Source organism: Acinetobacter sp. ANC 4654, from assembly GCF_002135425.1.
In the GTDB taxonomy this organism is placed as follows: domain Bacteria; phylum Pseudomonadota; class Gammaproteobacteria; order Pseudomonadales; family Moraxellaceae; genus Acinetobacter; species Acinetobacter kyonggiensis.
This window is the reverse complement of record NZ_NEGL01000001.1, coordinates 1-24,513: the sequence shown is the minus strand read 5'-3', so window position 1 is coordinate 24,513 and position 24,513 is coordinate 1. Positions and strand designations below refer to the sequence as shown.

26 protein-coding genes and 1 rRNA gene are annotated in these 24,513 nt (G+C 38.0%); 18 read left to right on the top strand and 9 right to left on the bottom strand.

Annotated features, from left to right (window positions below; translation table 11 throughout):
• Positions 1-15: 15 nt before the first annotated feature.
• The 4 genes from B9T24_RS00135 to B9T24_RS00120 form a co-directional block, all read right to left on the bottom strand.
• A complete protein-coding gene (locus B9T24_RS00135) occupies positions 16-429 on the bottom strand; it encodes an HIT family protein (RefSeq protein WP_086163955.1) in 414 nt (137 codons plus the stop codon).
• Between the two features lie 32 nt (positions 430-461).
• On the bottom strand, positions 462-731 hold the full coding sequence (locus B9T24_RS00130) for a YARHG domain-containing protein (RefSeq protein ID WP_086163954.1): 270 nt from the start codon (positions 729-731) through the stop codon (positions 462-464).
• An 81-nt stretch (positions 732-812) separates the two neighbouring features.
• Positions 813-1,685, bottom strand: a complete 873-nt coding sequence (locus B9T24_RS00125) for an NAD(P)-dependent oxidoreductase (protein WP_086163953.1) — start codon at positions 1,683-1,685, stop codon at positions 813-815.
• A gap of 10 nt (positions 1,686-1,695) precedes the next feature.
• Complete coding sequence (locus tag B9T24_RS00120; protein ID WP_086163952.1) at positions 1,696-2,787, bottom strand: alpha/beta fold hydrolase; 1,092 nt, start codon at positions 2,785-2,787, stop codon at positions 1,696-1,698.
• Positions 2,788-2,924: 137 nt separating this feature from the next.
• On the opposite strand from B9T24_RS00120, the gene B9T24_RS00115 reads away from it, so the two are divergent.
• The 11 genes from B9T24_RS00115 to trpB all read left to right on the top strand — a co-directional run bounded on the left by B9T24_RS00115 (position 2,925) and on the right by trpB (position 14,765).
• Complete coding sequence (locus B9T24_RS00115; RefSeq protein WP_086163951.1) at positions 2,925-4,112, top strand: O-succinylhomoserine sulfhydrylase; 1,188 nt, start codon at positions 2,925-2,927, stop codon at positions 4,110-4,112.
• A 42-nt stretch (positions 4,113-4,154) separates the two neighbouring features.
• On the top strand, positions 4,155-4,484 hold the full coding sequence (locus tag B9T24_RS00110) for a YbaB/EbfC family nucleoid-associated protein (RefSeq protein ID WP_086163950.1): 330 nt from the start codon (positions 4,155-4,157) through the stop codon (positions 4,482-4,484).
• Between the two features lie 12 nt (positions 4,485-4,496).
• A complete protein-coding gene (gene recR, locus B9T24_RS00105; protein WP_086163949.1) occupies positions 4,497-5,093 on the top strand; it encodes a recombination mediator RecR in 597 nt (198 codons plus the stop codon).
• 224 nt (positions 5,094-5,317) lie between these two features.
• Positions 5,318-6,460, top strand: coding sequence for a ribonuclease D (locus B9T24_RS00100; protein ID WP_086163948.1), 1,143 nt, complete (start codon positions 5,318-5,320; stop codon positions 6,458-6,460).
• Positions 6,461-6,589: 129 nt separating this feature from the next.
• Entirely contained in the window at positions 6,590-6,898 is a 309-nt protein-coding gene (locus tag B9T24_RS00095; protein ID WP_086163947.1) for a YcgL domain-containing protein, read from the top strand.
• A 26-nt stretch (positions 6,899-6,924) separates the two neighbouring features.
• Positions 6,925-7,308 carry a hypothetical protein gene (locus tag B9T24_RS00090; protein ID WP_086163946.1) on the top strand — a complete coding sequence of 128 codons (384 nt, stop codon included), beginning with the start codon at positions 6,925-6,927 and terminating at the stop codon, positions 7,306-7,308.
• A 21-nt stretch (positions 7,309-7,329) separates the two neighbouring features.
• Entirely contained in the window at positions 7,330-8,181 is an 852-nt protein-coding gene (locus B9T24_RS00085) for an AAA family ATPase (protein WP_086163945.1), read from the top strand.
• Positions 8,182-8,603: 422 nt separating this feature from the next.
• Positions 8,604-10,289, top strand: a complete 1,686-nt coding sequence (gene aspT / locus B9T24_RS00080; protein WP_086163944.1) for an aspartate-alanine antiporter — start codon at positions 8,604-8,606, stop codon at positions 10,287-10,289.
• Between the two features lie 56 nt (positions 10,290-10,345).
• A complete protein-coding gene (locus B9T24_RS00075) occupies positions 10,346-11,944 on the top strand; it encodes a bifunctional aspartate transaminase/aspartate 4-decarboxylase (protein ID WP_086163943.1) in 1,599 nt (532 codons plus the stop codon).
• A 381-nt stretch (positions 11,945-12,325) separates the two neighbouring features.
• Entirely contained in the window at positions 12,326-13,513 is a 1,188-nt protein-coding gene (locus tag B9T24_RS00070) for a vWA domain-containing protein (RefSeq protein WP_086163942.1), read from the top strand.
• Positions 13,514-13,556: 43 nt separating this feature from the next.
• A complete protein-coding gene (gene trpB / locus B9T24_RS00065; protein WP_086163941.1) occupies positions 13,557-14,765 on the top strand; it encodes a tryptophan synthase subunit beta in 1,209 nt (402 codons plus the stop codon).
• A gap of 151 nt (positions 14,766-14,916) precedes the next feature.
• Here trpB and B9T24_RS00060 read toward each other — a convergent pair whose 3' ends face one another.
• From B9T24_RS00060 to B9T24_RS00050, 3 genes are all read right to left on the bottom strand, one after another.
• On the bottom strand, positions 14,917-15,348 hold the full coding sequence (locus B9T24_RS00060; RefSeq protein WP_004651854.1) for a CBS domain-containing protein: 432 nt from the start codon (positions 15,346-15,348) through the stop codon (positions 14,917-14,919).
• A gap of 132 nt (positions 15,349-15,480) precedes the next feature.
• Positions 15,481-15,855, bottom strand: a complete 375-nt coding sequence (locus B9T24_RS00055; protein WP_086163940.1) for a DUF2750 domain-containing protein — start codon at positions 15,853-15,855, stop codon at positions 15,481-15,483.
• 138 nt (positions 15,856-15,993) lie between these two features.
• Positions 15,994-16,227: a hypothetical protein gene (locus tag B9T24_RS00050; RefSeq protein ID WP_004651856.1), complete on the bottom strand. Its 234-nt coding sequence runs from the start codon at positions 16,225-16,227 to the stop codon at positions 15,994-15,996.
• A 223-nt stretch (positions 16,228-16,450) separates the two neighbouring features.
• On the opposite strand from B9T24_RS00050, the gene B9T24_RS00045 reads away from it, so the two are divergent.
• On the top strand, positions 16,451-16,810 hold the full coding sequence (locus B9T24_RS00045; protein ID WP_086163939.1) for a hypothetical protein: 360 nt from the start codon (positions 16,451-16,453) through the stop codon (positions 16,808-16,810).
• A 106-nt stretch (positions 16,811-16,916) separates the two neighbouring features.
• Complete coding sequence (locus B9T24_RS00040) at positions 16,917-17,234, top strand: hypothetical protein (protein ID WP_086163938.1); 318 nt, start codon at positions 16,917-16,919, stop codon at positions 17,232-17,234.
• Here B9T24_RS00040 and B9T24_RS00035 read toward each other — a convergent pair.
• Together B9T24_RS00035 and B9T24_RS00030 are read right to left on the bottom strand one after the other, a co-directional pair.
• The gene (locus B9T24_RS00035) at positions 17,164-18,762 is read right to left on the bottom strand and encodes a M16 family metallopeptidase (protein ID WP_171264808.1); all 1,599 of its coding nucleotides are present in this window, start codon (positions 18,760-18,762) and stop codon (positions 17,164-17,166) included. The genes B9T24_RS00040 and B9T24_RS00035 overlap by 71 nt on opposite strands.
• Before the next feature lie 11 nt (positions 18,763-18,773).
• Complete coding sequence (locus tag B9T24_RS00030) at positions 18,774-20,114, bottom strand: M16 family metallopeptidase (RefSeq protein ID WP_086164556.1); 1,341 nt, start codon at positions 20,112-20,114, stop codon at positions 18,774-18,776.
• 232 nt (positions 20,115-20,346) lie between these two features.
• Between B9T24_RS00030 and ftsY the strand changes: the two genes are divergently transcribed.
• The 5 genes from ftsY to B9T24_RS17005 all read left to right on the top strand — a co-directional run.
• Complete coding sequence (ftsY, locus tag B9T24_RS00025) at positions 20,347-21,447, top strand: signal recognition particle-docking protein FtsY (RefSeq protein ID WP_086163936.1); 1,101 nt, start codon at positions 20,347-20,349, stop codon at positions 21,445-21,447.
• A 171-nt stretch (positions 21,448-21,618) separates the two neighbouring features.
• Complete coding sequence (locus B9T24_RS00020) at positions 21,619-22,305, top strand: nitroreductase family protein (protein WP_086163935.1); 687 nt, start codon at positions 21,619-21,621, stop codon at positions 22,303-22,305.
• Between the two features lie 199 nt (positions 22,306-22,504).
• Positions 22,505-23,098, top strand: a complete 594-nt coding sequence (locus B9T24_RS00015) for a nitroreductase family protein (RefSeq protein WP_086163934.1) — start codon at positions 22,505-22,507, stop codon at positions 23,096-23,098.
• A gap of 206 nt (positions 23,099-23,304) precedes the next feature.
• Positions 23,305-23,970 carry a DUF2057 family protein gene (locus B9T24_RS00010; protein ID WP_086163933.1) on the top strand — a complete coding sequence of 222 codons (666 nt, stop codon included), beginning with the start codon at positions 23,305-23,307 and terminating at the stop codon, positions 23,968-23,970.
• 467 nt (positions 23,971-24,437) lie between these two features.
• Positions 24,438-24,513 (top strand): 16S ribosomal RNA (locus tag B9T24_RS17005); the annotation flags it as partial.

Genomic DNA, 24,513 nt, shown 5'->3' with positions numbered 1-24,513 from the left:
TTCAGATGATTTAAATTAAAGTGCGGCTTTAATTTTTTCAGCCAAGGCTTTAATTTTTTCTTGATCACCCATGTGTAAAGCATGTTTACCTAATTCATGTACTGATGTTGGAATTAAGTGAAAATGTACATGCGGTACGGTTTGACCTGCTGCGGCACCTGAAAGTTGCATCAGTACAACACCCTTGATATCCAATGCTTTTTCCATAGCTTGTGCAATTTTTTGCACAATTTGAATGGTGTAAGCAGCGGCTTCTGGTGCGAGGTCAAGCAGTGTTACAGCTGGTGTTTTAGGGATAACCAACGTATGACCTTCAGCTTGTGGCATGATGTCCATAAACGCAACAACTTGATCATCTTCATAAACTTTAATTGCAGGAAGTTCATTGCGGATAATTCGTGCAAAAATATTTTGATCATCGTAAAGCATGTCTAATCCTTAAAAGTAATTGTCTGCTGTAATTATTTACAGTTCAATTCTTTCTGACGATCTTTGATGGCGTCAAGTCGTTGTTGCTCTTTTTCTGAAAATTTTGGTTTAGTTGTATAGCAATTATCATTGCCAAACTTCGCCTTAGCTTCCGGATCTTTAAAGCAGAAACCTTTAGATGCATAAATGACATCATGGTCATTTTTCAATTGTTGACACTCTTGCTCGGCACTTGCTGCAAAGGTATTTGCCCCGATGAAGGTTGCAAGGCTTGCAAACATTGCAACTGTAAACTTAGTCATGAGAGTTTCCTCAGGTTTAACATTGTGTAAAGCACATCATCACAATATTAGGTTTAGTTATCATTATTCAATGGCGAGTTATTACTCAAGTGTAATTTTACTCCATGATTCATACATTTTTACAGCACTGGAAAAGTCACTGTCTTTTTCTGATAAATCGCTAGAAGCTTGAATTAAACTTTGAGTTAAAGCAATGACAGGCGCAGAGAGCTTCGCTTCACGAACCAAGTCTAATGCAATACCTGTATCTTTGGCTAATAATGGTAGCGCGAAGGTCAGTGGAAAACTACGGTTTAAAATGCGCTGCGGTAAAACTGTTTCGGTCACGCCGCTTTTTCCGCTTGAGGCATTAATACAATCAAGGGCTTCATGGAGGTTGACACCGTGGGCTTTAAGGGCAGTAAAGCCTTCTGCAACAGAACACAAATTTACGGCTAAAAGCATGTTATTTACAGCTTTAACTGAAAATCCTGTACCAGAACCACCCACATGTTTAATCAGTTTGCCAAAAGCCTGCATGGCAGGTAGAGCTTTTTCAAAAGCCGCTGCTTCGCCACCCACCATAACCGTTAAAGTTGCTGTTTCTGCACCAATGGTTTGCCCACTGACAGGTGCATCAAGGAAGTCGATATTGTGTGATTTTAATTGTGTTGCTAGATTTTTGGCAGATTCAGGTACACCGCTGGTACAGTCGACCCAGATGGAACCTGATTTTATTTTGACTGTGGCAATCAGTTCTTCAACGTCTTTGCTGGTCGGTAAGCAAGAAAAAATAACGTCGGCTTGAACGGCTTGCGCAAGTTCTACGGCTTGGGTGCCATATTCAGTTGCATGTTGCTTGGCTTTTTCAAAATTACGATTCCATACATATACCGTATCAAAATGTTGAGGTAAATGTGCTGCCATGCGGTAACCCATAGCACCTAGGCCGATAAATGCAACTGACTGAATCATGGTATATCCTTTATATTTTGTTCGATCTCTGTTTTAGCCAAGTGGTCATCAATGGCCAGAACTCATTTGCACTTGATTGGCTCGACATCAGGCCTAAATGCCCACCGGGGATAAGAGTAAACGTGACATCTTGGCTATTTGTCAATTCAATTAAAGGCTTAACAGCCGCTGCTGATACGATCTGATCGCTACGACCTGCGCCAATCAATAAAGCGCATTGAATATTTTTTAATTCGATATTCTTATCTTGCAATTGTATAACGCCATTTTTTAGCGGATTTTGTAGCCAAACATTAAAAATCATGTCTTGATTGATGCCACCGGGATAATCAATCATTTTGTTGAGAAAATTCCCCATAGTGGCATGTTCATATAAGGCTTGGGTGTTGTCTAAATTCAAAAAAAGCCGCTTTTGGCTGTGAAACCAGCCTTTGGGATCAATGATTTTAAAGCCAAGCGCGTTGAGTAAGCCTGAGGTGTGGATAAAGCTTTTTGGCACAGCTTCAGAATAAATTTTATTTTGTAGTGTTTTATTTTTAGCAATAAGTTGATTCACCTTTTGAAAAAGTTTACCGGTACGACCAGAGGCATAACTATCTACAGGGCTGCCCAGTACGATCAAATTTTTGACAAAATTGGGTTGTCGCAAAGCACAATAGAGCACCACGAAAATACCTGCCATGCTCCAACCATGCAGTGAAATTTCTTCACTTTTTGAGTGCTTGCGAATCTGTTCGATACAATGGGGAATGGAATCATCAATAAAAGACATAAAATTTAAAAAACGATCTTTATAGTTATATTGTCCCCATTGCACTAAATAGACATCAAAACCACTATGCTGAAAATGTTTGACCAATGAGCGATAAGGGTAGAGGTCATAAATTGCCATGTTAATTGCAAGCGGGGCAACAAAGACCAACGGTTCTTTATATTGTTTATTGGGCGATGCGTAGTAACGAATACGTGTTTGTTTATATTCGGCAATAACGTCATACGCCGTTGTTTGCGATAAAACCAGCGAGTTTGAATAAAACAAACGGGTTGATAAGTTTTTTAGTTTATTTTTATGTTTCGCAATTTTATTTTTAACGTGAAGCATGGCTGCTCGTACTCGCCCATGAGTGGATTGATCGAAGTGTAGGCGATATTTATGCATTATACCTTGACCTTAAATACCATAGACGCTCAAAATGTTGGCAATTATTCGCAACGGCAACTCAGGACTGGGTAATAAAGATGAGTCAACAAGACGACATTGAATACCAATTAGACACTTTAGCCATTCGTACAGGTCATACACGTAGTTTTGAAGGTGAGCACGGTGAGCCAATTTTCCTCACTTCATCCTTTGTTTATGAAAATGCAGCAGAGGCGGCAGCTAAATTTTCAGGTCAAGAACCGGGAAATATTTATTCACGCTTTACCAATCCAACTGTCGCCATGTTTGAAAAGCGTTTAGCTGCTTTAGAAGGGGCTGAACGAGCTGTTGCAACAAGTACGGGTATGGCTGCAATTATGGCTGTTGCAATGTCGTATCTAAAATTGGGTGATCATGTTATTTGTTCACGTGCCGTGTTTGGTTCAACCGTATCTTTATTTGAAAAATACGTGGCTAAATTTGGTGTAAGTGTTGATTTTGTTGACTTGACAGATTTAGCGGCATGGAAAAATACCATTAAGCCTGAAACCAAATTACTGTTTGTTGAGTCTCCATCTAATCCACTTTCTGAAATTGCAGATATTCAGGCTTTGGCTGATATTGCACATGCCAATGGTGCATTACTCGCGATTGATAACAGTTTCTGTACACCTGTTCTGCAACAACCGATTAAATTTGGTGCAGATTTAGTGGTTTATTCAGCAACCAAATACCTCGATGGTCAAGGTCGTGCTTTAGGTGGTGCTGTAGTAGGGAATCACCAACTGCTTGAAGATGTATTTGGTTATGTACGTACCACTGGTCCTTCAATGAGCCCATTTAATGCTTGGGTATTCTTAAAAGGTCTGGAAACGCTACGTTTACGTATGAATGCACACTCTGAAGGCGCGAAAAAACTTGCTGAATTCTTAGATACGCATGCGAATGTTGAAAAAGTTTACTATGCAGGTTTATCAGCACATGTTGGACACGCGCTTGCTGCGAAACAACAAACAGGTTTTGGCGGTATTGTGTCATTTGAAGTCAAAGGTGGTCGTGAAGGGGCTTGGAAAGTCATCGACAATACCCAATTTATTTCAATTACGGGTAATTTAGGTGATGCAAAATCAACAATTACTCACCCAGCAACCACAACTCACGGTAAACTCTCAGCCGATGCCAAAGAAGCAGCGGGTATTCGTGAAGGTTTAATTCGCGTCTCTGTTGGTTTGGAAGATATTGATGATATTATCCGCGATATTAGTCGTGGTTTAGACTTAATCTAATGTATAGATATTGATTTAGAATTTATTTGTTCGGAGATTTTTATGAACATTAATATGTTAATGCAGCAAGCTCAACGTATGCAAAAAGACGTTGAAGTCAACATGAAAAAGGCAAAAGAAGAACTTGCTCAAACTGAAGTGCATGCGGAAGCAGGCGGTGGTTTGGTTAAAGTTACTATGACGTGCCGTAATGTGGTAAAGCGTATCGAAATTAGTCCTGACCTGCTTCAAGATGATGCCGATATGATTGAAGACCTAATCGCAGCTGCAATGAATGATGCTGCGCGTCAAGCGGAAGTGGTTTCTGAAGAAAGAATGAAAGCTGCCAACTCTGGTATGGGCTTACCACCAGGTCTTGCAGGTTTATTTTAAGGAATACGTTTAGTGTTTAGTGATCGATTTGATCAACTGGTGCAAGCTTTACGTATATTGCCAAGCGTTGGGCCGAAATCGGCTCAGCGTATGGCATTACACCTGATCATGAAAAATAGAGAAGGTGCGATAGGGCTGGCACATGCTTTAAATGAAGCAACGACCTATATTCATGAATGTAGCGTTTGTCATTCGCTGACTGAAAATGAAATTTGTGATATTTGTCTTTCACATGAACGTGATGATCAAATTCTATGTGTAGTTGAGTCACCTGCGGACGTGATGGCGATTGAACAAAGTGGTAGTTTTCGTGGTAAATATCATGTATTAGGTGGACATTTGTCGCCGCTTGATGGTATTGGTCCTGAAGAGATTGGCATTCCATATTTGGTGCAGCGACTCAATGAAGGTAAAGTTGCAGAAGTGATTTTAGCAACCAATGCGACAGTAGAAGGTCAGGCAACAGCCCATTACTTGGTTGAAGCCACCAAGCATTTACCTGTGCAAATGACGCGAATCGCTCAAGGGGTTCCTCAAGGGGGAGAACTTGAATATGTGGATAGTCATACTCTAAGCCAAGCGGTACATAATCGAATGCGAATGAAATAAGTGCAATGCTCCTTATTTTATTCATTATGTAACATTGAAAGATGGGTAAAAGGTGTATTAATCACGTTTAAACTTATACAAAAAAAATATAAAAACTCATTGTATTTTTATTTAAATGTTAAAAACACAGTGAATAGGTGCTATAGACGTAAAATTTGTTATATCTAAATGTTATATATAGGTTAATATGCTTTTAAAGAGAATCTGATTTTAGACTCGGTAATATGTTTCAATTCATTCAGCAACAACCAGACTTAGAAAATATTTTACATTTGATGAGTCAAACGTCCATTTATGGATTAGACACAGAATTCATCAAAGTAGATACCCTATGGCCTAAATTGGGTGTCTTTCAAATTAATGTTGCAGATCAAGTTTTTTTGCTTGATGGGGCAAGTTTAGATTTGTCTATATTCTGGGAAAAATTATTTCAAGCACAGCAAAATATATTTCATGCCTGTAGTGAAGACATCGATTTAATTTATCATTATGCACAGCAAAAAACCTTAACCAATGTTTTTGATACTCAAGTCGGGATGTCTTTTTTGGGACATGGATTGCAAGTGAGTTATCAAAATGCATTAAAACAAATGCTGGATGTGGATATTGATAAAGACCAGACAAGATCTGATTGGCTAGCACGTCCGCTTAGCCCAGAACAACTTGCTTATGCAGCCAATGATGTACTGTATTTGATGAATTTGTCCGATAAGATTCAACATGAATTAACTGATAAATATTTACTTGATTTTGCACTCGAAGATTGCCGTCATTTGACTTATGAAATTGGTCAAGAAACGCCGTTAGAGCGGCTTTACCATGATATTGGGAATTATCGTCATTCACGCCGTCAATTGATGCAGCTACAACAATTAGCAGTGTGGCGTGAACAGATGGTAAAAGCGTTGAATTATCCACGTAGTTTTATTCTGAAAAGTTCAACCATGATTGATTTGGTCGAAAAAAATCCATGCAATCACTTTCAGTTATCAGGCATTCGAGATATTCGTCAAAATATTGTGCGTGATCACGGTAAAACCATTCTAGACTTGCTGAAGTTTTTGCCAGAACAGGCAGAGTGGCCACTTCGTATGGCACGTCCAATTCGTCATTCATCAAAAGATATTGGTGAAAAGGTAGATGCTGTTATTCAAGCTGTGGTGAATGAAACCACTATACCTAAAGAAGTGTTGATGCGTAAAAAGTGGCTCAATGCATTATATCAGCATGTGGTGTTTCATAATGATGAACAAAATTTACCTGCTTATCTCTTAGGTTGGCGCTATGATTTGTTAACGAAACCATTGATTGATGTTTTGCATGCTGATGAAAATTATCTATCCACCCAAATGAAGGTGATGGAATAATTCTTTAGGCAGATTGCTTAAAGAATTATCATTTATACAAAATCAAGACCGATGCGTTAATAATCACTAATGTATCCGTCTTTTTTTTGTTGTATGCTTGAGCCAAGTTTAATGAGTACTGTTTCAACTATGCATTGTTCAATTTTCAAATCTAGCAAAAAAGCTGAAATGTATCTTTACATTGCCCGTCCTGAGCCAACTGAAAACGAAGCTGAAGCAGCTAGCCCGCTTGAAATTTTACCTGAAGCGATGCGCACAGCATTTGGTCGTGTAACTTTTGTCATGGATTTAGAGTTATCTGAAGAGCGCAAATTAGCTCGTGTGAATGTTTTGCATGTGATGGATTCAATTCAAAGCAAAGGCTTCTTTATTCAAACTCCTCCTGAAGGATTAATCAATCCGAATGCAGTTGCACCAGAAGGGTTGCGCGGTGCTTAAAGTCAATTCAGGAGTTGGAGTTCACGATGAATAGTTTTCTTGCACTACTAGATTCAATTCCTGAAGATAGCATTGCTGTCACGGTTTATTTGTTAGGAAGTGTCATTATGCTTTGGTCATGGTATGCGATTGCAAAACGCTTGCCTAAACCTTTCGGTGGCATAACGTGGATTATGGGATTCGCGATTTTATTAACCCCGACGGTTTCTGAAGGTAATAACGCTTCCATCGCCCCAGCAATTTTTGGTTTGTTATTTGGTGTTTTGACCAAAGAAAATGCTTTGGTGTGGTCAAATGCATCACTCATTTTATTTGTTGTTGGGCTTGGTTTGGTGGTTGGCTATTTATGGTCCCAATACACAGCCAAAAAAGCAAGATTTGTAGTAAACAAAAATAGTTCACCACTTTAAGTAAAACAATAAGGTTAAATCATGTCTGTTGATACTCAACAATTTGTCGGTACAGATCAGTACATCGCCACTGAAAGTCTAAAATTAGCTGTCAAAGCTGCACGTGCATTGCAAAAACCTCTGCTGGTGAAGGGTGAGCCAGGTACAGGTAAAACATTACTTGCAGAACAAGTTGCACAAAGTCTAGGTTTGAAACTCATGACTTGGCACATTAAATCTACCACTAAAGCGCAGCAAGGTTTGTATGAGTATGACGCGGTTTCGCGTTTGCGCGATAGCCAGTTGGGTGATGACCGTGTGCATAATATTAAAAACTATATTAAACCCGGTAAATTGTGGGAAGCTTTTACCAGTGAAGAACGCTGTGTATTGCTGATTGATGAAATTGATAAAGCCGATATTGAATTCCCAAATGACCTTTTACATGAACTCGATAAAATGTCGTTCTTTGTGTATGAGACAGGGGAAACCATTACTGCAACGCAACGCCCAATTGTGATTATTACCTCGAATAATGAAAAAGAATTACCCGATGCTTTCTTGCGTCGTTGTTTCTTTCATTATATTGAATTCCCAGATGAAAGCACAATGCGTGAAATTATTGATGTGCATTTTCCTAAAATTTCGGCAACTTTGGTGAACCAAGCTTTACAAGTTTTCTTTAAACTTCGTCAGGTTTCGGGATTAAAAAAACCACCATCAACTTCTGAGTTGATTGATTGGTTAAGTTTGCTGATGGCAGATGATATGCCAGAAGATGTACTGCGTAATCATGATAAATCAAAAGCCATTCCACCTTTATATGGTGCATTAATTAAGAATGAGCAAGATGTACAATTACTAGAGCGCCTTGCTTTCATGTCACGACGTTAGTGGATATTTTTATACTTTGACCATAATACTTAAAGCTGCTGATGCAGCTTTTTTATTTGAAAATATGAGTGATAATGTGTGCGACTTAGTGGTTATTTCGAGTTTTATTTTGAGTTAAACATGATAAAAAGTGTAGTGAATTCAATATTCTTATAAGACCCATATTGCAATTAATGATTTCAAAAATAAAGCTCTTTTTTACCTTTAAGAATTAAACTTTTACAAAAATTAATAATTTTAAAATTGCTATTTAATATTAAAAAGTCATAAATGTTATGAGTTGAAAATTTAAAAAATATTGAAAAAGAAAAATCATTGGCTTTCTAAAATTATACCTAATATGTATTTAGCGTATTAATCCTAGAATGAATAACTCCACATAACTCTTGTATTTACCAATAGAGATAATGAGAGGTTGATAAATAATGGAATGGTTGCAAAATGAATTAAAACATAGTCCTGAGATATTACTCTTTTTATCTCTCGCAATTGGGTTTTGGATAGGACAATTTCAGTTTGGAAAGTTTCAGTTTGGCGGTGTAGCAGGTTCTCTTCTTGTCGCGGTTGTCTTAAGTTTATTGGGTGTTCCTGTTGATAATGGTATTAAAGCAATTTTATTTGCACTCTTTATTTATGCTGTAGGTTTTGAAAGTGGTCCTCAGTTCTTTAAATCTCTAGGGCCAGAATCGATCAAAGAAATATTATTGGCTGTCTTTATGGCAGTGTGCGGCTTAATTACTGTTTTGGTCATGGCAAAGATCTTCCATCTCGACAAAGGCCTAGCCGCAGGTTTGGCTGCAGGTGGAATGACACAATCTGCCATTATTGGTACTGCTGGTGATGCATTATCCCGACTTGATTTACCTCTTGAAGAAATTCAGCGCTTGCAAGCCAACGTCGCTATTGGCTATGCAGTTACCTATATTTTTGGTTCGCTTGGGGCGATTATTGTCTGTGTCAATATTCTTCCTCGATTTATGGGACGTGAAATCCGAGATGATGCGATTAAGGCGCAATCTGAACGTTTAAAGGGGGCATTTGAGCTTGCACCTGGACAAGAGCTAGCAATCCCTGAGATTGTTGGGCGAATTTATAAAATTGAACAAGCTAACGGTAAAACTGTATTTGATATTGAAGCCGAAGCAAGCAATATCACCATTGAGCGCTTGAAAAGAAAAGGTCAGTTGATCGATGTGACACCTGAAACGGTATTACAAACGGATGATATTGTCTTGGTTGTTGGGCGTCGTGCCGGTGTGGTTGCTATTTCCAGTTATATCGGTGCTGAACTTCAGTCATCGCAAGGCATGGAAATGGTGATGGATACCACAGATGTAATTCTTAAAAATTCCAAATATATTAATCGTAGTTTAGGCGATGTAAAAGCAAATACGCCGTTATCTTTAAAGCATGGTATTTACGTGCTTGGTATTAAACGAGGTGGAGATTCTCTCGTATTAAGCGATGATACTATTCTACTGCAAGGTGATGTCATTACTGTTTATGGTACTCAGAATGATCTGAATCGGCTCATCAAAGAAGGTGGTCAAGCAATACCTGAGAGCTTAAAAACAGATTGGGTTTTCCATGGTGCGGGTTTAGTCGTGGGTTTAATTATCGGTTTATTTGTCATTCGTATAGGTGGCGTACCTCTCACATTAGGTGCTGGCGGCGGTGCACTACTTTCGGGGTTGTTATTTGGTTGGCTGCGTAGTCGTAATCAAGTACATGGCAATATGCCTCTAGCCGCATCTCAACTTTTGAAAGACTTAGGTTTGGCTGGATTTGTGGCTGCAGTAGGACTTCAGTCTGGACTACAAGCTATTCAAACGATTAAGGAAAGTGGACTTTCTCTGTTTATGATTGGTGTTGTAGTCACCTTGGTTCCATTGCTACTTTCCATGCTTTTTGCACGTTATGTTCTGCGTTACAACAACGTTGCTGTTATGGCTGGTGCACTGTCAGGTGCTCGTAGTGCTAATCCAGCATTTGGTGGTGTATTAGATAAAGCTGGAAATTCAATCCCAACCGTTCCATTTGCAATTACTTATGCATTAGCAAATGTATCTTTGACGTTACTCGGCCCACTTATTGTGGGCTTAGCATAATATTTTTTAATGAAAATAAACATCAATATGACTTAATACAATGAAGGAGACTTTCCATGGGAAACGTCGATTACTCTAAATATTCAAAATTAAGCCCATTCGAGCTAAAAGATAAGTTGATTGAGCTAGCGCAAAGCCGTACTGATCGTATGATGCTTAATGCAGGTCGAGGAAATCCCAACTTTTTAGCTACTGTTCCTCGTCGTGCTTTTTTTCAATTAGGGCTATTTTCTGCGACTGAATCAGAGTTTTCTTTTTCTTATATGCCAGAGGGCTTAGGTGGTTTTCCTCGTTCTGAAGGATTACAGTCGCGCTTTGATCATTTTATCTTAGAAAACAGAGATAAAGCTGGCGTGGTTTTTTTGGGGAAAGCTATTTCCTATGTTAGAGATCAATTGGGTTTAGATCCTGATGCATTTTTGCTTGAAATGGTTGAGGGGGTTTTAGGTTGCAACTACCCAGTACCTGACCGCATGCTTCGTGTTAGTGAAATGATTATAAAAGAATATGTATTGCGAGAAATGGGTGTGCAGGGAATGGCAAAAGAATCCCTTGACCTGTTTGCTGTCGAGGGTGGAACAGCTGCAATGGCTTATATTTTTAACTCTTTGAAAGAAAATAAAATTATAGAAAAAGGAGATCGAATTGCGATAGGTACTCCAATTTTTACCCCATATTTAGAAATTCCTAAATTGAATGACTATCAGCTTGAAGAAGTGTTAATTCAGGCTGATGCAAATTTAGGATGGCAATATCCTGAATCGGAGCTTCGTAAACTTGAAGACCCTTCAATTAAAGCATTCTTTTTAGTTAATCCCAGTAATCCTCCTTCAGTGAAAATGAGTGATGAGGGCTTGGAAATTCTGGCGGATATTGTGAAAAAGCGTCCAGATTTAATTATTCTAACCGATGATGTTTATGGAACTTTTGCTGATAATTTTAAATCCCTTTTCGCAATATGCCCAGACAATACAATTTTAGTTTATTCATTTTCGAAATATTTTGGAGCTACGGGTTGGCGGCTTGGAGTTATTGCTTTATCCAATAATAATATTCTCGACCACAAGATTGCGGCACTTTCAAAGAAAGATAAAAAAGAACTTGAAGAACGCTACTCGTCATTGACTACAGAGCCTGCAAGTATCAAATTTATTGATCGTTTGGTGGCGGATAGTCGTAATGTAGCCTTGAACCATACCGCAGGACTTTCAACGCCACAACAGGTTCAAATGGTATTGTTTGCTTTATTTAATATGATGGATTCAAGACAAAACTACAAAGAAGCCGTTAAATCTGTCGTACGTGATCGTGATGCAACCCTATATCGACAATTAGGTGTAGATGTTCCCCAAGATCCTAATGCTGTTGATTATTATACATTGGTCAATCTTGAAAATACTTCACGGATACTTTATGGAGATGAATTTGCAGATTGGGTTATGAAAAATAAAAACCCAACAGAATTATTATTCCGTGTTGCAGATGAAACAGGGGTTGTTTTATTGCCAGGTTCTGGTTTTGGTGTATCACATCCTTCAGCTCGTGCTTCTTTGGCGAACTTAAATGAATATCAATATGCTGCAATTGGTAATTCATTACGCAAATTTGCTGAAGAAACTTATCGTGAATATCAACAAGTCACGAAAAAAAAATAGCTTTGGGGGAGGCGAAACGTCGTTAACTGACTTGGCCCTACGAGATGAATATATTTTGTAGGGCTTTTTTATTTCTAAGTTTTTAATTACAGGGCTGTAGTGCTTTTGTTATTTATTAGTTCTAATAAGTTTTAAAAGACAGAGTTTTAGACTTATTTTTTATTAGTCATATCAAATTTAATCAATCTTTAAATTTTTCTGTTTGCAAATAAAACGAACGACCATTGAGGCCATGCTTAAACTTTACTTCATTTTTACAATCAAACATAATAGTACAATGATTTGCATCAACAATTATATGCGATTTATAAAATTTTAGAAGTATAGCAAGGTTGCAGATATTTTAATAACTACCTTGAATTTAAAAGGATTTGTTTACCGATGTTCGTACGATTGTTTTATACCTTAAGAAAATACGGTGTGCCTGTATCAACGCGTGAACTAATCGATTTAAACCATGCCGTAAGTGAAGGTTTGGTTTTTGCGGATCAAGATGAATTCTATCAATTAGCAAAAACGGTTATGGTTAAAGATGAGCGCTTCTTTGATAAGTTCGATCGCGCCATGAAAGATTATTTTGAGGGTATTTCAACTTTTGATTTGGATGATTTACTCAATCAAGTTGATAAATTGCCGAAAGATTGGTTCGATCTTGAACTGCTTGAAAAACACCTCACACCTGAACAGCGCGAAGAGCTCAAAAAAGCTGGCTCACTTGAAGAGCTGATGAAGATGTTGGAAGAGCGTCTGCGTGAGCAACACAAAAAGCATCAGGGTGGTAATAAGATGATCGGCACGGGTGGTACATCACCATTCGGTGCTTTTGGTGATCATCCTGAAGGTGTGCGTATTGGTGGGCCGGGTCGTAAGCGCTCAGCGGTTAAAGTGTGGGAACAGCGTAAATATCAGAATTTGGATGATGAGCAGATTTTAGGCACTCGCCAAATGCAAATGGTATTGCGTCGTTTACGTAAATTTGCGCGTCAGGGTGCTGCTGAAGAACTGGATATTAACGGCACCATTCGCGAAACAGCGAAGCAGGGTATTTTGGATGTTCAGCTTGTTCCTGAGCGTCGTAATCGAGTAAAAGTTTTAATGTTGTTTGATGTGGGGGGGTCGATGGATTCACACATTGCTCAATGTGAAAAGCTATTTAGTGCTGCAAAAACTGAATTTAAAACCTTGGAATATTTTTATTTCCATAACTGTCTCTATGATTATGTATGGAAGGACAATATTCGCCGTTCTAGTACGCGTATGAACACATGGGATTTGTTGAATACCTATGGTCGTGACTATCGTGTAATAGTCGTAGGGGATGCCAGTATGGCACCCTATGAGCTGACATCGGTTGGTGGTTCGGTTGAATATATGAATGATGAAGCAGGTAATGTTTGGTTACAGCGTTTACGTCAGCATTTTGAAAAAACAGCATGGCTCAATCCTGAACAAGACAGTTATTGGCATTACACGCATAGCATTGGCTTAATTAAACAGATTTTTGAAGATCATATGTATCCGATGACCTTAAAGGGTGTAGAGGATATGACTAAATATTTAGCTCGTTAAGCGTGTCGAAATGAACACGTTCTTTTAAATGTAAGGGGGGATAATGAATCATCAAATTAATGGTATTCCATTACCAAACGAAGCGGGTTTCTTTGGACAATATGGTGGTCAATTTATTCCGCCTCATTTAAAAGAAGCAATGGATGAAATTAATCTTGCGTATGAACAAATTCGTCATACGGCTGAATTTAAAAATGAATTAGCTGATTTATTTGCCAATTATGTTGGTCGTCCAAGTCCATTGTTTCATGCAAAGCGTTTATCTGATCAATTGGGTGGGGCGCAAATTTATCTCAAACGTGAAGATTTAAACCACACTGGTGCGCACAAAATTAATCACTGTTTAGGTGAAGCTTTACTTGCGAAATATATGGGTAAAAGCAAAGTGATTGCAGAAACAGGTGCTGGTCAACATGGCGTTGCTTTAGCAACAGCGTGTGCACTTGTCGGTATTCCATGTGAAATTCATATGGGGCAAGTAGATATTGAAAAAGAACATCCAAATGTCGTTAAAATGAAAATTTTGGGTGCCAAACTGATTGCTGTAACACGTGGAACAGCCACATTAAAAGATGCTGTAGACAGTGCATTTGATGAATATCTAAAAGACCCGAAAAATTTTATCTATGCGATTGGTTCAGTGGTTGGCCCACACCCATTTCCAAAAATGGTTCGTGATTTTCAGTCTATTATTGGTGACGAAATTAAAGTTCAAACCAAACATCGTTTTGGTTCAAACCCAGATTACATTGTTGCATGCGTAGGTGGTGGTTCAAATGCGATGGGGGCATTCACGGCATTCTTGAATGAACCTGATGTGAAACTTGTAGGGGTTGAGCCTGCTGGTCATGGTTTAGACACCAATATGCATTCAGCAACGTTGACTTTGGGGAAACCTAGTCAGCTGCATGGCATGGCGTGTTATGTACTTGAAGACGAGCAGGGTGAGCCGTTACCTGTGCATTCAATTGCATCTGGTTTGGATTACCCCGGTGTTGGGCCACAACATAGTTTCCTTAAAGATTTGGGTCGAGTGGAATATTCAACGGCAACCGACCAAGAATGCTTAGATGCATTTATGACATTGTCACGAGTGGAAGGAATTGTTCCTGCACTCGAGAGTTCTCATGCTGTGGCTTGGGCTATCCGTGAAGCAGCGAAAATGGCGAAAGATGTAAAAATCGTGGTTAACTTATCTGGTCGTGGGGATAAAGATGCTGACTATGTGGCCGAAAAATTAGGCTTAAACTAATCATAAAATCTGCCTAAATTCATCTTTTGAAAAGAGGGACTTTCTCTTCCATTTTTATAAAAAGATGAGCAAAAGTCTCTTGTTGTTGAGGGAGAGTTTAGAAGGATAAAAAACCTCTCAGTTGAGAGGTTTTTTTATCGGCTTTGAAAACTTAACTTGCAATATATTGTTGTAATTGATCAATTAATTTACGTTGGTCTTCCATCACAACTTTGACTAAGTCACCAATTGAGATTAAGCCAATCAGTTTATCATTTTCAACAACGGGTAGATGACGTAGATGACGATCTGTCATGAGATTTAAACAATCTTCAACACTATTTGATTTGGTGACGGTAAGTACTTTCGCAGTCATAATTTCACTGACCGTGGTCTCTTTAGACGTGCGTTCCATAAGTATAATTTTACGTGTGTAATCACGCTCAGAAAAAATACCCACAACTTTATCTTGATCAGTGACCACGAGTGCACCAATGCCTTTATCCGCCATAAGTGAAATTGCTTCAAGTACAGTCGATTCAGGGCTAATCGTAAAGATGTTTTGTTCAATTTTGTTCTGAATAACTTGTGCTACATTGGTCATTTATAGTCACCCTTTGTTGTTTATTGTTTGATATTAAACTTAGCGCGAAATAAGAAAAATGCAAAGACTTTTCAAGTCAGAAATTTCATTTTACATTTCTCTTTATTTTACTTTAACGATTTTGATACAAAATTAAGCAGGTTTTAACGCCTCAGAGAAAAAGAAATGACGCATCTGTTGGGTAGTTAATTTAAATTTTTGGCTTGAAGCGTTACATAGTGCAGGGGTAACGTGTAAACGAGTCAATGTCGGAAGTAGATATTCTTGGAAATCATTTGGGGTGATTTTGCGGGGAGTATAATTGGGCCAATGTAGTTGGGCATATTTATGTGCTTGGACACTGTTAAGCCAAAATGGAAAAATGAAATCTTGATGGTCAGACATGATTGCCCAACCTTGTTCGTGATATAAACCCCAAAGTACGCCACAGTACATCATTGATTTTAAAATGGTAATTTTAAAGAATAAATCTTTAGGAATAAGTTGTAATGAATTAATTTGTTTCATGCTAAAAACGTCTATTGAATTCAGACTCTATTGTAAGAAATTTAGATGAAAGTTCAGTGTAAGCTTTAAGAAACAATGTAAATAAATATGTATTTAAAAAGAATAGGGTTTAAAAAACGCCACCTTAGTGACGTTTTATTAAGCTTGCATAGTGGCTAAATTCTGCCAGTATTGTGCTTTGAGTGAGTCTCGTTCTACACGAAAACCTTGATAATAAAGTTCTGCTAAGAACAATGCTGCTTTACCATGCCCAGCACGCGCGACTTCTTCCAATTGTTGAACCGCATCTGAAAAATTCATTTGTGATTGAATGGTGTTTACTGCATCTGCATACACATGTTCTAAGTCTTGGTGAGAGAGTTGATGAATCATATAAAACTCCTTATTGTAATTATGATTGCTAAAAGACAGTTCAATTTGTCTTTATATTAATTTAACTTACCTTTGTTAAAGTAATATTACAATAAACTTGAATTGTCAAACAATATATGTGGGTTGTAGTTATAAAAACAAGTTTACATGATTAAACAATCTACAAAATGAATTTTTATTAATATACATATACTGGAAGTTGTAAATATATAAGGAGAAGAACATGACAAAAACATTTGATGGTTTGACTTTTGATTTGCCTCCAACAAGTTCTCAAATTGTTGAGCTGGCTCATCAACATCGAAAAAATTTAGATGAAGCTATTTTTCATGAAGAAATTCACTTAGGGGACTATTGTTTAGCACAGCGTAAAAGAGTTTATGATTTTACGCGCCAATTAGATTCACAACAACGTGAAGACTTTTATAAAGTTTATAATGGCGAGTTAAGACGCATAGCAGATGATGATGAGCTACATTCCGTAGATTCAGAAAAAGGTCTGAGTGCTTTTGCGATTATGCTTGTATTAGGGATTATTGCATTGGTTCTTTATTTTGCAGTGATTAGAAATATTGTTGCATAAGCTGATGAGGATTGCTCAATTTCTGTTACAAATGCATTGAAATTGAGCAAATCCGCTTGTACTTCTGAATACAGCCCCCTAAACTACCTTCAGTTCGAGGTAGGCTATGCATATTGCTATACAAAAAATTGTTCAATTTAAATCTAATATAAAGCTTGAATATGTTTATAACGTGCTCATCGTGACAATTATTGCGATTATATTAATGCTTGCTTTAATTGCCCTTCATCGTCCCATCTCACTCACGCAATTTGAAAATGTAATTAAACTTTCATCTCAAGCCAGTTACCCAGACACTCAGCAAATGGCATTGTCTCTGATGCAGCAGCAACAGGTTCCTTACGGACAATATTTTAAATTGATGCAGGCGCATCATTTGGAAATGACGCAGGCACATCAATTACCTCCTTTGCAGGTGGATTAATAATTGTTTTAGGCATTTGCTCTATTGAAGGTGGTGCAAGTATTGGTGCTTGAGGAACTAGGTTTTGATTGAGTGTCATTTCCAAAGCTTTTTTATCTAATTTGTCATTCACCACGATAATTGTAAGTCGTTCAGGGTGTAGATGTTTTTGAATCGCGTTTTGTACGTCTTGTGCAGTCAGTTTTTCTAATAAGCGTGGGTATTCATTTAAATAGTCCGCAGTTTGGTTGTAAAACCCCATTGAGCCTAACTGAGCATTAATATTGGCATTGCTACTATAATTATTGGGGAAAGCGCGCAACATCCCTGCTTTGGTTTCTTGTAATTGTTTTTGATCAATCGGTTGCTTGACAAAATCGACCAAAGCCCGATGAGCCACCTGTATGCTGTCGAGGAGTTGGTCTTGTTTTGTGGAATAACTAAGACTAAAGGTTCCGGGAGCTTGGCTAAATGAAAATGAACTATAAGCGCCATAGGTATAACCACGTTTGACTCGGAGTTCTTTCATTAGAACCGAATTAAAGCCACTTCCTCCGAACATTTGATTTGCAACTTCTAAGGCTAAACGGTCTGAGTCAAATCGTGTCGTACCTAAATGCCCCATAATGACATGGGCTTGGCTGGAATTAAAAGCCATATGACGGATGTCGAAATTAGACTTGTCTATAGGTTGAGTGAGTGGTTTTGCTTTTTCCCCTTGTTTTAAGTGACTTGCAATACGTTCAGAAAGTTTGAGTGCTTCTTTGGAATTTAGTTGACCTGTAATGGCTATATTCATATTTTGCGCCACTAAAAATTGGTCGCTAAATTGTTTGAGTTCGAGTGGCGTAATTTTACTAATACTGCGTTGCGTTCCCGTAATGGGTTCAGTATAGGAATGTTTTCCATATAATGCGCGGTAAAATTGAATATTCATCATTCGGCTTGGGTTTTCTTGAACTTGCTTTTGACCCACTTGGGTGTTGGTTAACATTAAATGAATACTGGATTTTTTGAAGGTGGAATGATTTAAAACTTCCAGCAGCATGCCCAAGGCAGGCTCAAGCTTTTTCGGGTCGGATAATACTCGTAGTTTTACAATAAACATATCACGATAAGCTTTCACACTAAATTGAGCGCCAACCGCTTCAAAAGCACTGGCAATTTGGTTAGCAGTATATTTCTCGGTTCCTTCGTCAAGCAGTTGCGCAGCCATATTGGCAACACCATATAAGCCAGCGGCGATTTCTTCATCCCGTGCTGAGCCTGCATTGAAGGTCAATTGAATGTCAATAATGGGTAAATTTTGCGATTCGACAAACAGTGTTCGAACTTTATAACGATTTTTCAGTTCATGCACATAAGGAGCACGAAATTGAAGTTGCCTATTGTCATTTTTCAAGCTTTGTAAAAGAGGAATGGATTTTAAGTCTGTCGGATGATCATCGCCTAGGTTATTTAAATTTACGTTATTTAAATCCACATCAGCAATAACGGATTGAGTGCAAATAATGGAACTGAGCAAAATAAAGGGCTGTAGCTTAAACATATATAATTCCATTATTGTGCTTTATTTTCAGGTGGAACAGGAGAAAGGTATAAAGTGCTGAGGTTGTCGCGGACAAAGTAAATATTCGCAACGCGTTGAATATCTTGTGGGGTTACTGTTTCAAAATGTTTAGGTAGTTCATCCATTAAACGGAAACTTAAACCGTTGATTTCTAAGTTGCCAATCATTTTGGTCTGACCTGCAATATCATCTTGGCTATAAACTAAATTAGAGACGAATTTAGCCGTCACACGTTCAACCTCTTTGGCTTGAATGAGTTCAGTTTTTAATAAATCAATTTCACTTTGGATAGCTTTTTCCGCATCTTGTAAGCTCACGCCGTCAGTGGGTAATGCTGAAATACTCAATAAGCTATCTCCTTGATTATAAGGATCGTAAGAAACACTAATCGCAGTTAGAACTTTTTTGTCCCTGACCAGTCGGTCTTGTAGCCGTGAAGAAATACCACTATCTAATACATTTTTAATAATTGTGAGCGCATAAGCATCTTGTGGATTCTTTGCTGTGACCAGTGAGCGGACATTCCATGCCATATATAAATTCGGTACTTGTACAGGTAAATTGAGTTCCATATGGCGATAACCGACACGATCAAACTCTAAGACATCATTGCGTGGAGGGGTTTTTTTGGCAGGAATATCACCGAAATATTTTTGGACTTGAAGTAAAGTACTTTCTGAATCAACATCACCGACAATAATCAAAATGGCATTGTTGGGTGTATACCAATCGCGATACCATTTCTTGACATCTTCAAGCTGAATGTTTTGAAGATTTTTCATATAACCAATCACGGGTTGTCGATAGTGACTGGTTGGATAGCTAATCCATTTGAATCGTTCAAAAGCCAGAGATCTTGGGTTGTCATCGGTGCGTAAACGACGTTCTTCCATCACCACTTTAATTTCAGGCTCAAAATCTTGCTGACGTAACAGCAAATTACTCATACGGTCAGATTCAAGTTCTAAAGCCATGGGTAAATAGGTTTTGGGGTAAAGCTGATAATAATTGGTGTAGTTGGTAAAGGTTGAAGCATTGACACTGCCACCATAAAGACGGCTTAAACGGGTAAATTCATCATTTGGCACTTTATTGGTGCCTTTAAACATCATGTGTTCAAGAACATGAGAAATGCCAAGTAAGTTCCCCGATTCATCACTACTTCCAACGCCATACCAGATTTGAGTCATCACCATGGGGGAGCGATGGTCTTCACGAATAATCACCTTTAAACCATTGTTAAGGGTCGTTTCAAATGTAGTGCGTGCTAATGTGCTACGTGTTTCAGCATGCCCTAAGCTGCTTTGTATTGTAAGTAATGCAAAGCTCATGGCTAAAAAATGCTTTTTTAAAAAAGACAGCTTTGGAAAAGGTGGTATGTAACTTTTGAGCACAATATTGACCAAAGTGATTAATTGTATTTAGGATTATTTTTAAGAAATTTTGATTTCAAAGCAAGGCGAAGTTGTTCGTTTTTGGTGTGCTCAATGTCTACTGGGGATTGCAGAGGAAATCTATGCTAGAATCCTTGTTTTTTAACGCAATGCTTTTCAAGGATTCGGCATGCAACAGCAATCTAATGGGCAAAATAAATTTTTGATTGATGCTGATATCGGGGATGACGATGTCACTTTACCGAATTTACCTGCGGTAAATGTACCTATTGTTGAAACTTCAAAAGAAGAAGCAACTGTTTCTGCGCCTGTAGCCACAGAAACCGAGCAAGAAGATACTTCTGGTGGTGGCTTTTTTAGTCGTATGAAAGTGGGTTTAACCAAAACCCGTAAAAATCTTGCTGATGGGATGGTGAATATCCTCATTGGTGGTAAAGAAATTGACGATGAACTGCTTGAAGAAGTTGAAGAGCAATTATTGGTTGCAGATATTGGTGTAGATGCGACGAAAACCATTATTGCTAATTTAACGGAACGTACTGCACGTGGTGATTTAATCTATTCACATTCATTGTATAAAGCTTTACAAGAAGAATTGGTGGCTTTACTTGCGCCACGCGTGAAAGCTTTACATATTGACCCAAATAAAAGCCCATTTGTGATTTTGGTGGTGGGTGTCAATGGCGTGGGTAAAACCACCACCATTGGTAAATTGGCTAAACGCTTACAAGGCGAAGGTAAAAAAGTCATGTTAGCGGCTGGAGACACATTCCGTGCTGCCGCAACTGAACAGCTTCAAATTTGGGGCGAGCGCAATAATATTGCAGTAGTTTCACAAGGTCATGGTGCAGACAGTGCTTCAGTGATTTTTGATGCTTTTGAAAGTGCGCGTGCAAAAGGAATTGACGTATTAATTGCAGATACTGCTGGTCGTTTGCATAATAAAAGCCACTTGATGCAAGAACTGACCAAAGTAAAACGTGTCATGCAAAAAATTGATGCAACAGCGCCACATGAAATTATGTTGGTGGTGGATGCGGGCACAGGTCAGAATGCAATTAATCAAGTCGAAATGTTTGATGAGGCGGTGGGTTTAACAGGGCTGACCATTACTAAACTGGATGGTACTGCCAAAGGTGGTGTGCTCTTTAATATTGCAAGCCGTACTCATGTCCCTATTCGTTTTATTGGTGTGGGTGAGAAAATTGATGATTTACGCCCATTCTCAGCAAAATCTTTTGTTGCAGCACTATTCGAAACAGAAAAGTAAAAATGCTTAATGTTTCACATAAACTCCGCTAAATGCGGAGTTTGTTGTTTTTGAATTTATTGTTTGCGTTAAAAAGCAACATATGAAAATAACTTGTGTAAAGAAGTCCTTTATATATGATTAGAATATAAGGAATCAAAAGCTTTAGTATCTGTATTGGGGAGTACTACTGTGGCATTATTAGAAAAAATTGGGCATGTTCTCACCTCTGATATCACCAAAGACTTTAAACTGAAAAAAAAAGTTGCTGAAGAAATACATGAACTAACTTTTGTTGATCATTTGAAAAAACGTCGTAGTATTCATGTGCTGGGGAAAAAAGTTCATTTTAGCCAAGCATACTTGGCAGAACTGATTCAAGAAGCGGTACGAAGTTGCCCTTCTGCTTTAAATTCTCAAAGTTCAAGAATCGTGGTGTTGTTTGGTGATTCTCATGTAAAGTTTTGGGAAATTGTCAAAGAGGTACAACGTAAAATAATTGCTGTACATGTTTTTGCAGGTACAGAAATGAAAATTGATCAATATGCGGCAGGTTTTGGCACGGTTCTTTTTTATGAGGATCAGCGCACCATTCAACAATTACAAAAGCAAATTCCTTTTAATTCAGAAGATTTTCCCATTTGGTCTGAACAGACTTCAGGCATGGCACAATATGCAGTATGGACTGCTTTGGCTGACTCTGGTGTTGGAGCTTGCTTGCAACACTATAATCCAAGTATAGATTCGGCAGTTGCGCAATACTTGAGCATTGAATCATCATGGTTACTTCGGGCGCAATTGGTTTTTGGTTCAATTGAGCGGGAGGCTGATGAAAAAATTGACCCTCAAGATGGTGATCGTTTTAAAATATTTGTTTAATTGGCAGACATAAAAAAGCACCTCTATGTTAGGTGCTTTTTTTATGTCTTTAAATCGACAGGAAAATGAGAAAATAGTGCGTAAGATTGTTCTATAAATAAAACACAATGTCACTTTTTTAGTCATGTATTCATTCTAAAATTAACATAAGATAAATCCATCCTAATAATTCTTATCAAAATTCCAAGAGGGTTATCCAATGTCATTTTTAGATCAAATTAAGCAACGCCGTACTATTTATGCAATTGGTAATAATGTTGCATTAACACAAGATAAAATAGAAGAAATTATTAAAGATACAGTTCGTTATAGTCCATCAGCGTTTAACTCACAAACTTCACGTATTGTCACTTTATATGGCAAATCACATACAAAATTTTGGGATATCGTGCGTGAAACATTACGTAAAATGGTGCCAGAAGCGGCTTTTGAAAATACCAATGCCAAAATTAATAGTTTTGCCGCAGGTTATGGCACAGCATTATTTTTTGAAGATCAAGACACGGTAAAATCTTTGCAAGAACAATTTCCATTATATGCAGATCATTTTCCAGCATGGTCAGAGCACTCAACAGGCATTGCACAGTTTGCGGTATGGACAGCATTGGCTGAGCATCACATTGGAGCGTCATTACAGCATTACAATCCAGTGATTGATCATGAAGTTGCAGAGGTTTTTAGTATTCCTGAAAATTGGAAATTACGCGCGCAATTGGTATTTGGTTCTATCGAAGCCACTGCTGGAGAAAAAACATTTATGGATAATGAAGTACGTTTTAAAAAATTCGACTAAATTATTCATCATTTAGGTTATACGGAGCGCTTAGATGGCGCTCTTTTTTATGGTTTAAAATAGTAACTTGATATCTATTAAGATGGAAAGCTTATCTCAACAAATACTTGAGAATGCTGGATATTAAAAACAGCTTTGTCATAAAATCGTCATTTATACATTGCATAGTGCAATTAAATTTTAATGATGAATAAAGAGAAAGTAGAATGGCTTTAAGATTAACTTTTGCTGTGGCTGCATTACTAATGAGTGGTACTGTATTTTCAGCGGTAACGCTTACAGCACCAGAAGAAATCAAAATCCTTGCGGTGAATGATCAAGAAGTTAATACAGGGCTATTTCGTTCAGCGGATAATCACTATAAAGTCGATGCAGGTGAAATTAGTCTTAGTGTGCGCTACAGCCAATATTTTGAACATCTAAATGGTGAGCATGATATTGTTAAGTCAGGCATCGTTACATTGAAGACACCACCGCTAAAAGATGGTGAAAATTACCAATTAAAATTAGTGAATACACCAGCAAATTTCGAAGCAGCAAAGAAATATGCTGAACAACCCATAGTGGCTTTATTTGATAACAACAACCAAATGCTGATTCAACAAACAGGTGCAAATACGGAATCAAAACCTTGGTTAGCACAGGGTATTTTTGCAAAAGCAACAGATTTAACTCAGAAGAAAAGAATACCCGTTAACCAACCAGCACCTGTTTATTCACAAACTGGAGCTTCTGTAGCAACTTCTTTGAATTCTAGTGTATTGGCTAACGCTACAAATACAGCAGATCAGCAACTTATCCAGCTTTGGCAAAAGTCGAGTAAAGCTGAACGTCAAAAATTTATGGGGTGGTTGGCTGAACAAGCAAATTGATTCACTCATCATTGAAAATAAACAACCAGCGTAAGCTGGTTGTTTATTTTTTGTTGCCATTAATCGATGAAAAAAAGCCGAAAAAGATTTAAAAAGTGCTAAAAAAGGCATTTTAGTTTAAAAAATAAACAACCGATTGTGTTTTTGATGTTTTTTGATAAATAGGGGTTGCGCAGGATTGGAAACTGTATAGAATACGCAGCATCCCGACGAGATAGCCGGAAACAAGCGAAGCACGAAGTGCTGAGATGTTAAGGATTATCAAGTTGAGCGACTTAATTACTGACGAAGTATTAAGAAGATCATTAAGAGATTATGAAGAACAACTTGTGTGGATTTTTACTGGTTGATTGATCGAAATTATTTTCATTGATTGATGGTAGAAATTACTCGAAGTTTATTTGAGAAATATTTGTCAGAAAATTGATGAGCCAAGATTGGCACCCTTTAAGGTGCTAAGCAATATTAAACTGAAGAGTTTGATCATGGCTCAGATTGAACGCTGGCGGCAGGCTTAACACATGCAAGTCGAGCGGAGATGAG

Bases quoted from the DNA above. Each gene is read 5' to 3' on its own strand.
- B9T24_RS00135 (WP_086163955.1), bottom strand. From the start codon at position 429: ATGCTTTACGATGATCAAAATATTTTTGCACGAATTATCCGCAATGAA.
- B9T24_RS00130 (WP_086163954.1), bottom strand. From the start codon at position 731: ATGACTAAGTTTACAGTTGCAATGTTTGCAAGCCTTGCAACCTTCATC.
- B9T24_RS00125 (WP_086163953.1), bottom strand. From the start codon at position 1,685: ATGATTCAGTCAGTTGCATTTATCGGCCTAGGTGCTATGGGTTACCGC.
- B9T24_RS00120 (WP_086163952.1), bottom strand. From the start codon at position 2,787: ATGCTTCACGTTAAAAATAAAATTGCGAAACATAAAAATAAACTAAAA.
- B9T24_RS00115 (WP_086163951.1), top strand. From the start codon at position 2,925: ATGAGTCAACAAGACGACATTGAATACCAATTAGACACTTTAGCCATT.
- B9T24_RS00110 (WP_086163950.1), top strand. From the start codon at position 4,155: ATGAACATTAATATGTTAATGCAGCAAGCTCAACGTATGCAAAAAGAC.
- B9T24_RS00100 (WP_086163948.1), top strand. From the start codon at position 5,318: ATGTTTCAATTCATTCAGCAACAACCAGACTTAGAAAATATTTTACAT.
- B9T24_RS00095 (WP_086163947.1), top strand. From the start codon at position 6,590: ATGCATTGTTCAATTTTCAAATCTAGCAAAAAAGCTGAAATGTATCTT.
- B9T24_RS00090 (WP_086163946.1), top strand. From the start codon at position 6,925: ATGAATAGTTTTCTTGCACTACTAGATTCAATTCCTGAAGATAGCATT.
- B9T24_RS00085 (WP_086163945.1), top strand. From the start codon at position 7,330: ATGTCTGTTGATACTCAACAATTTGTCGGTACAGATCAGTACATCGCC.
- B9T24_RS00075 (WP_086163943.1), top strand. From the start codon at position 10,346: ATGGGAAACGTCGATTACTCTAAATATTCAAAATTAAGCCCATTCGAG.
- B9T24_RS00070 (WP_086163942.1), top strand. From the start codon at position 12,326: ATGTTCGTACGATTGTTTTATACCTTAAGAAAATACGGTGTGCCTGTA.
- trpB (WP_086163941.1), top strand. From the start codon at position 13,557: ATGAATCATCAAATTAATGGTATTCCATTACCAAACGAAGCGGGTTTC.
- B9T24_RS00060 (WP_004651854.1), bottom strand. From the start codon at position 15,348: ATGACCAATGTAGCACAAGTTATTCAGAACAAAATTGAACAAAACATC.
- B9T24_RS00055 (WP_086163940.1), bottom strand. From the start codon at position 15,855: ATGAAACAAATTAATTCATTACAACTTATTCCTAAAGATTTATTCTTT.
- B9T24_RS00050 (WP_004651856.1), bottom strand. From the start codon at position 16,227: ATGATTCATCAACTCTCTCACCAAGACTTAGAACATGTGTATGCAGAT.
- B9T24_RS00045 (WP_086163939.1), top strand. From the start codon at position 16,451: ATGACAAAAACATTTGATGGTTTGACTTTTGATTTGCCTCCAACAAGT.
- B9T24_RS00040 (WP_086163938.1), top strand. From the start codon at position 16,917: ATGCATATTGCTATACAAAAAATTGTTCAATTTAAATCTAATATAAAG.
- B9T24_RS00035 (WP_171264808.1), bottom strand. From the start codon at position 18,762: ATGTTTAAGCTACAGCCCTTTATTTTGCTCAGTTCCATTATTTGCACT.
- B9T24_RS00030 (WP_086164556.1), bottom strand. From the start codon at position 20,114: ATGAGCTTTGCATTACTTACAATACAAAGCAGCTTAGGGCATGCTGAA.
- ftsY (WP_086163936.1), top strand. From the start codon at position 20,347: ATGCAACAGCAATCTAATGGGCAAAATAAATTTTTGATTGATGCTGAT.
- B9T24_RS00015 (WP_086163934.1), top strand. From the start codon at position 22,505: ATGTCATTTTTAGATCAAATTAAGCAACGCCGTACTATTTATGCAATT.
- B9T24_RS00010 (WP_086163933.1), top strand. From the start codon at position 23,305: ATGGCTTTAAGATTAACTTTTGCTGTGGCTGCATTACTAATGAGTGGT.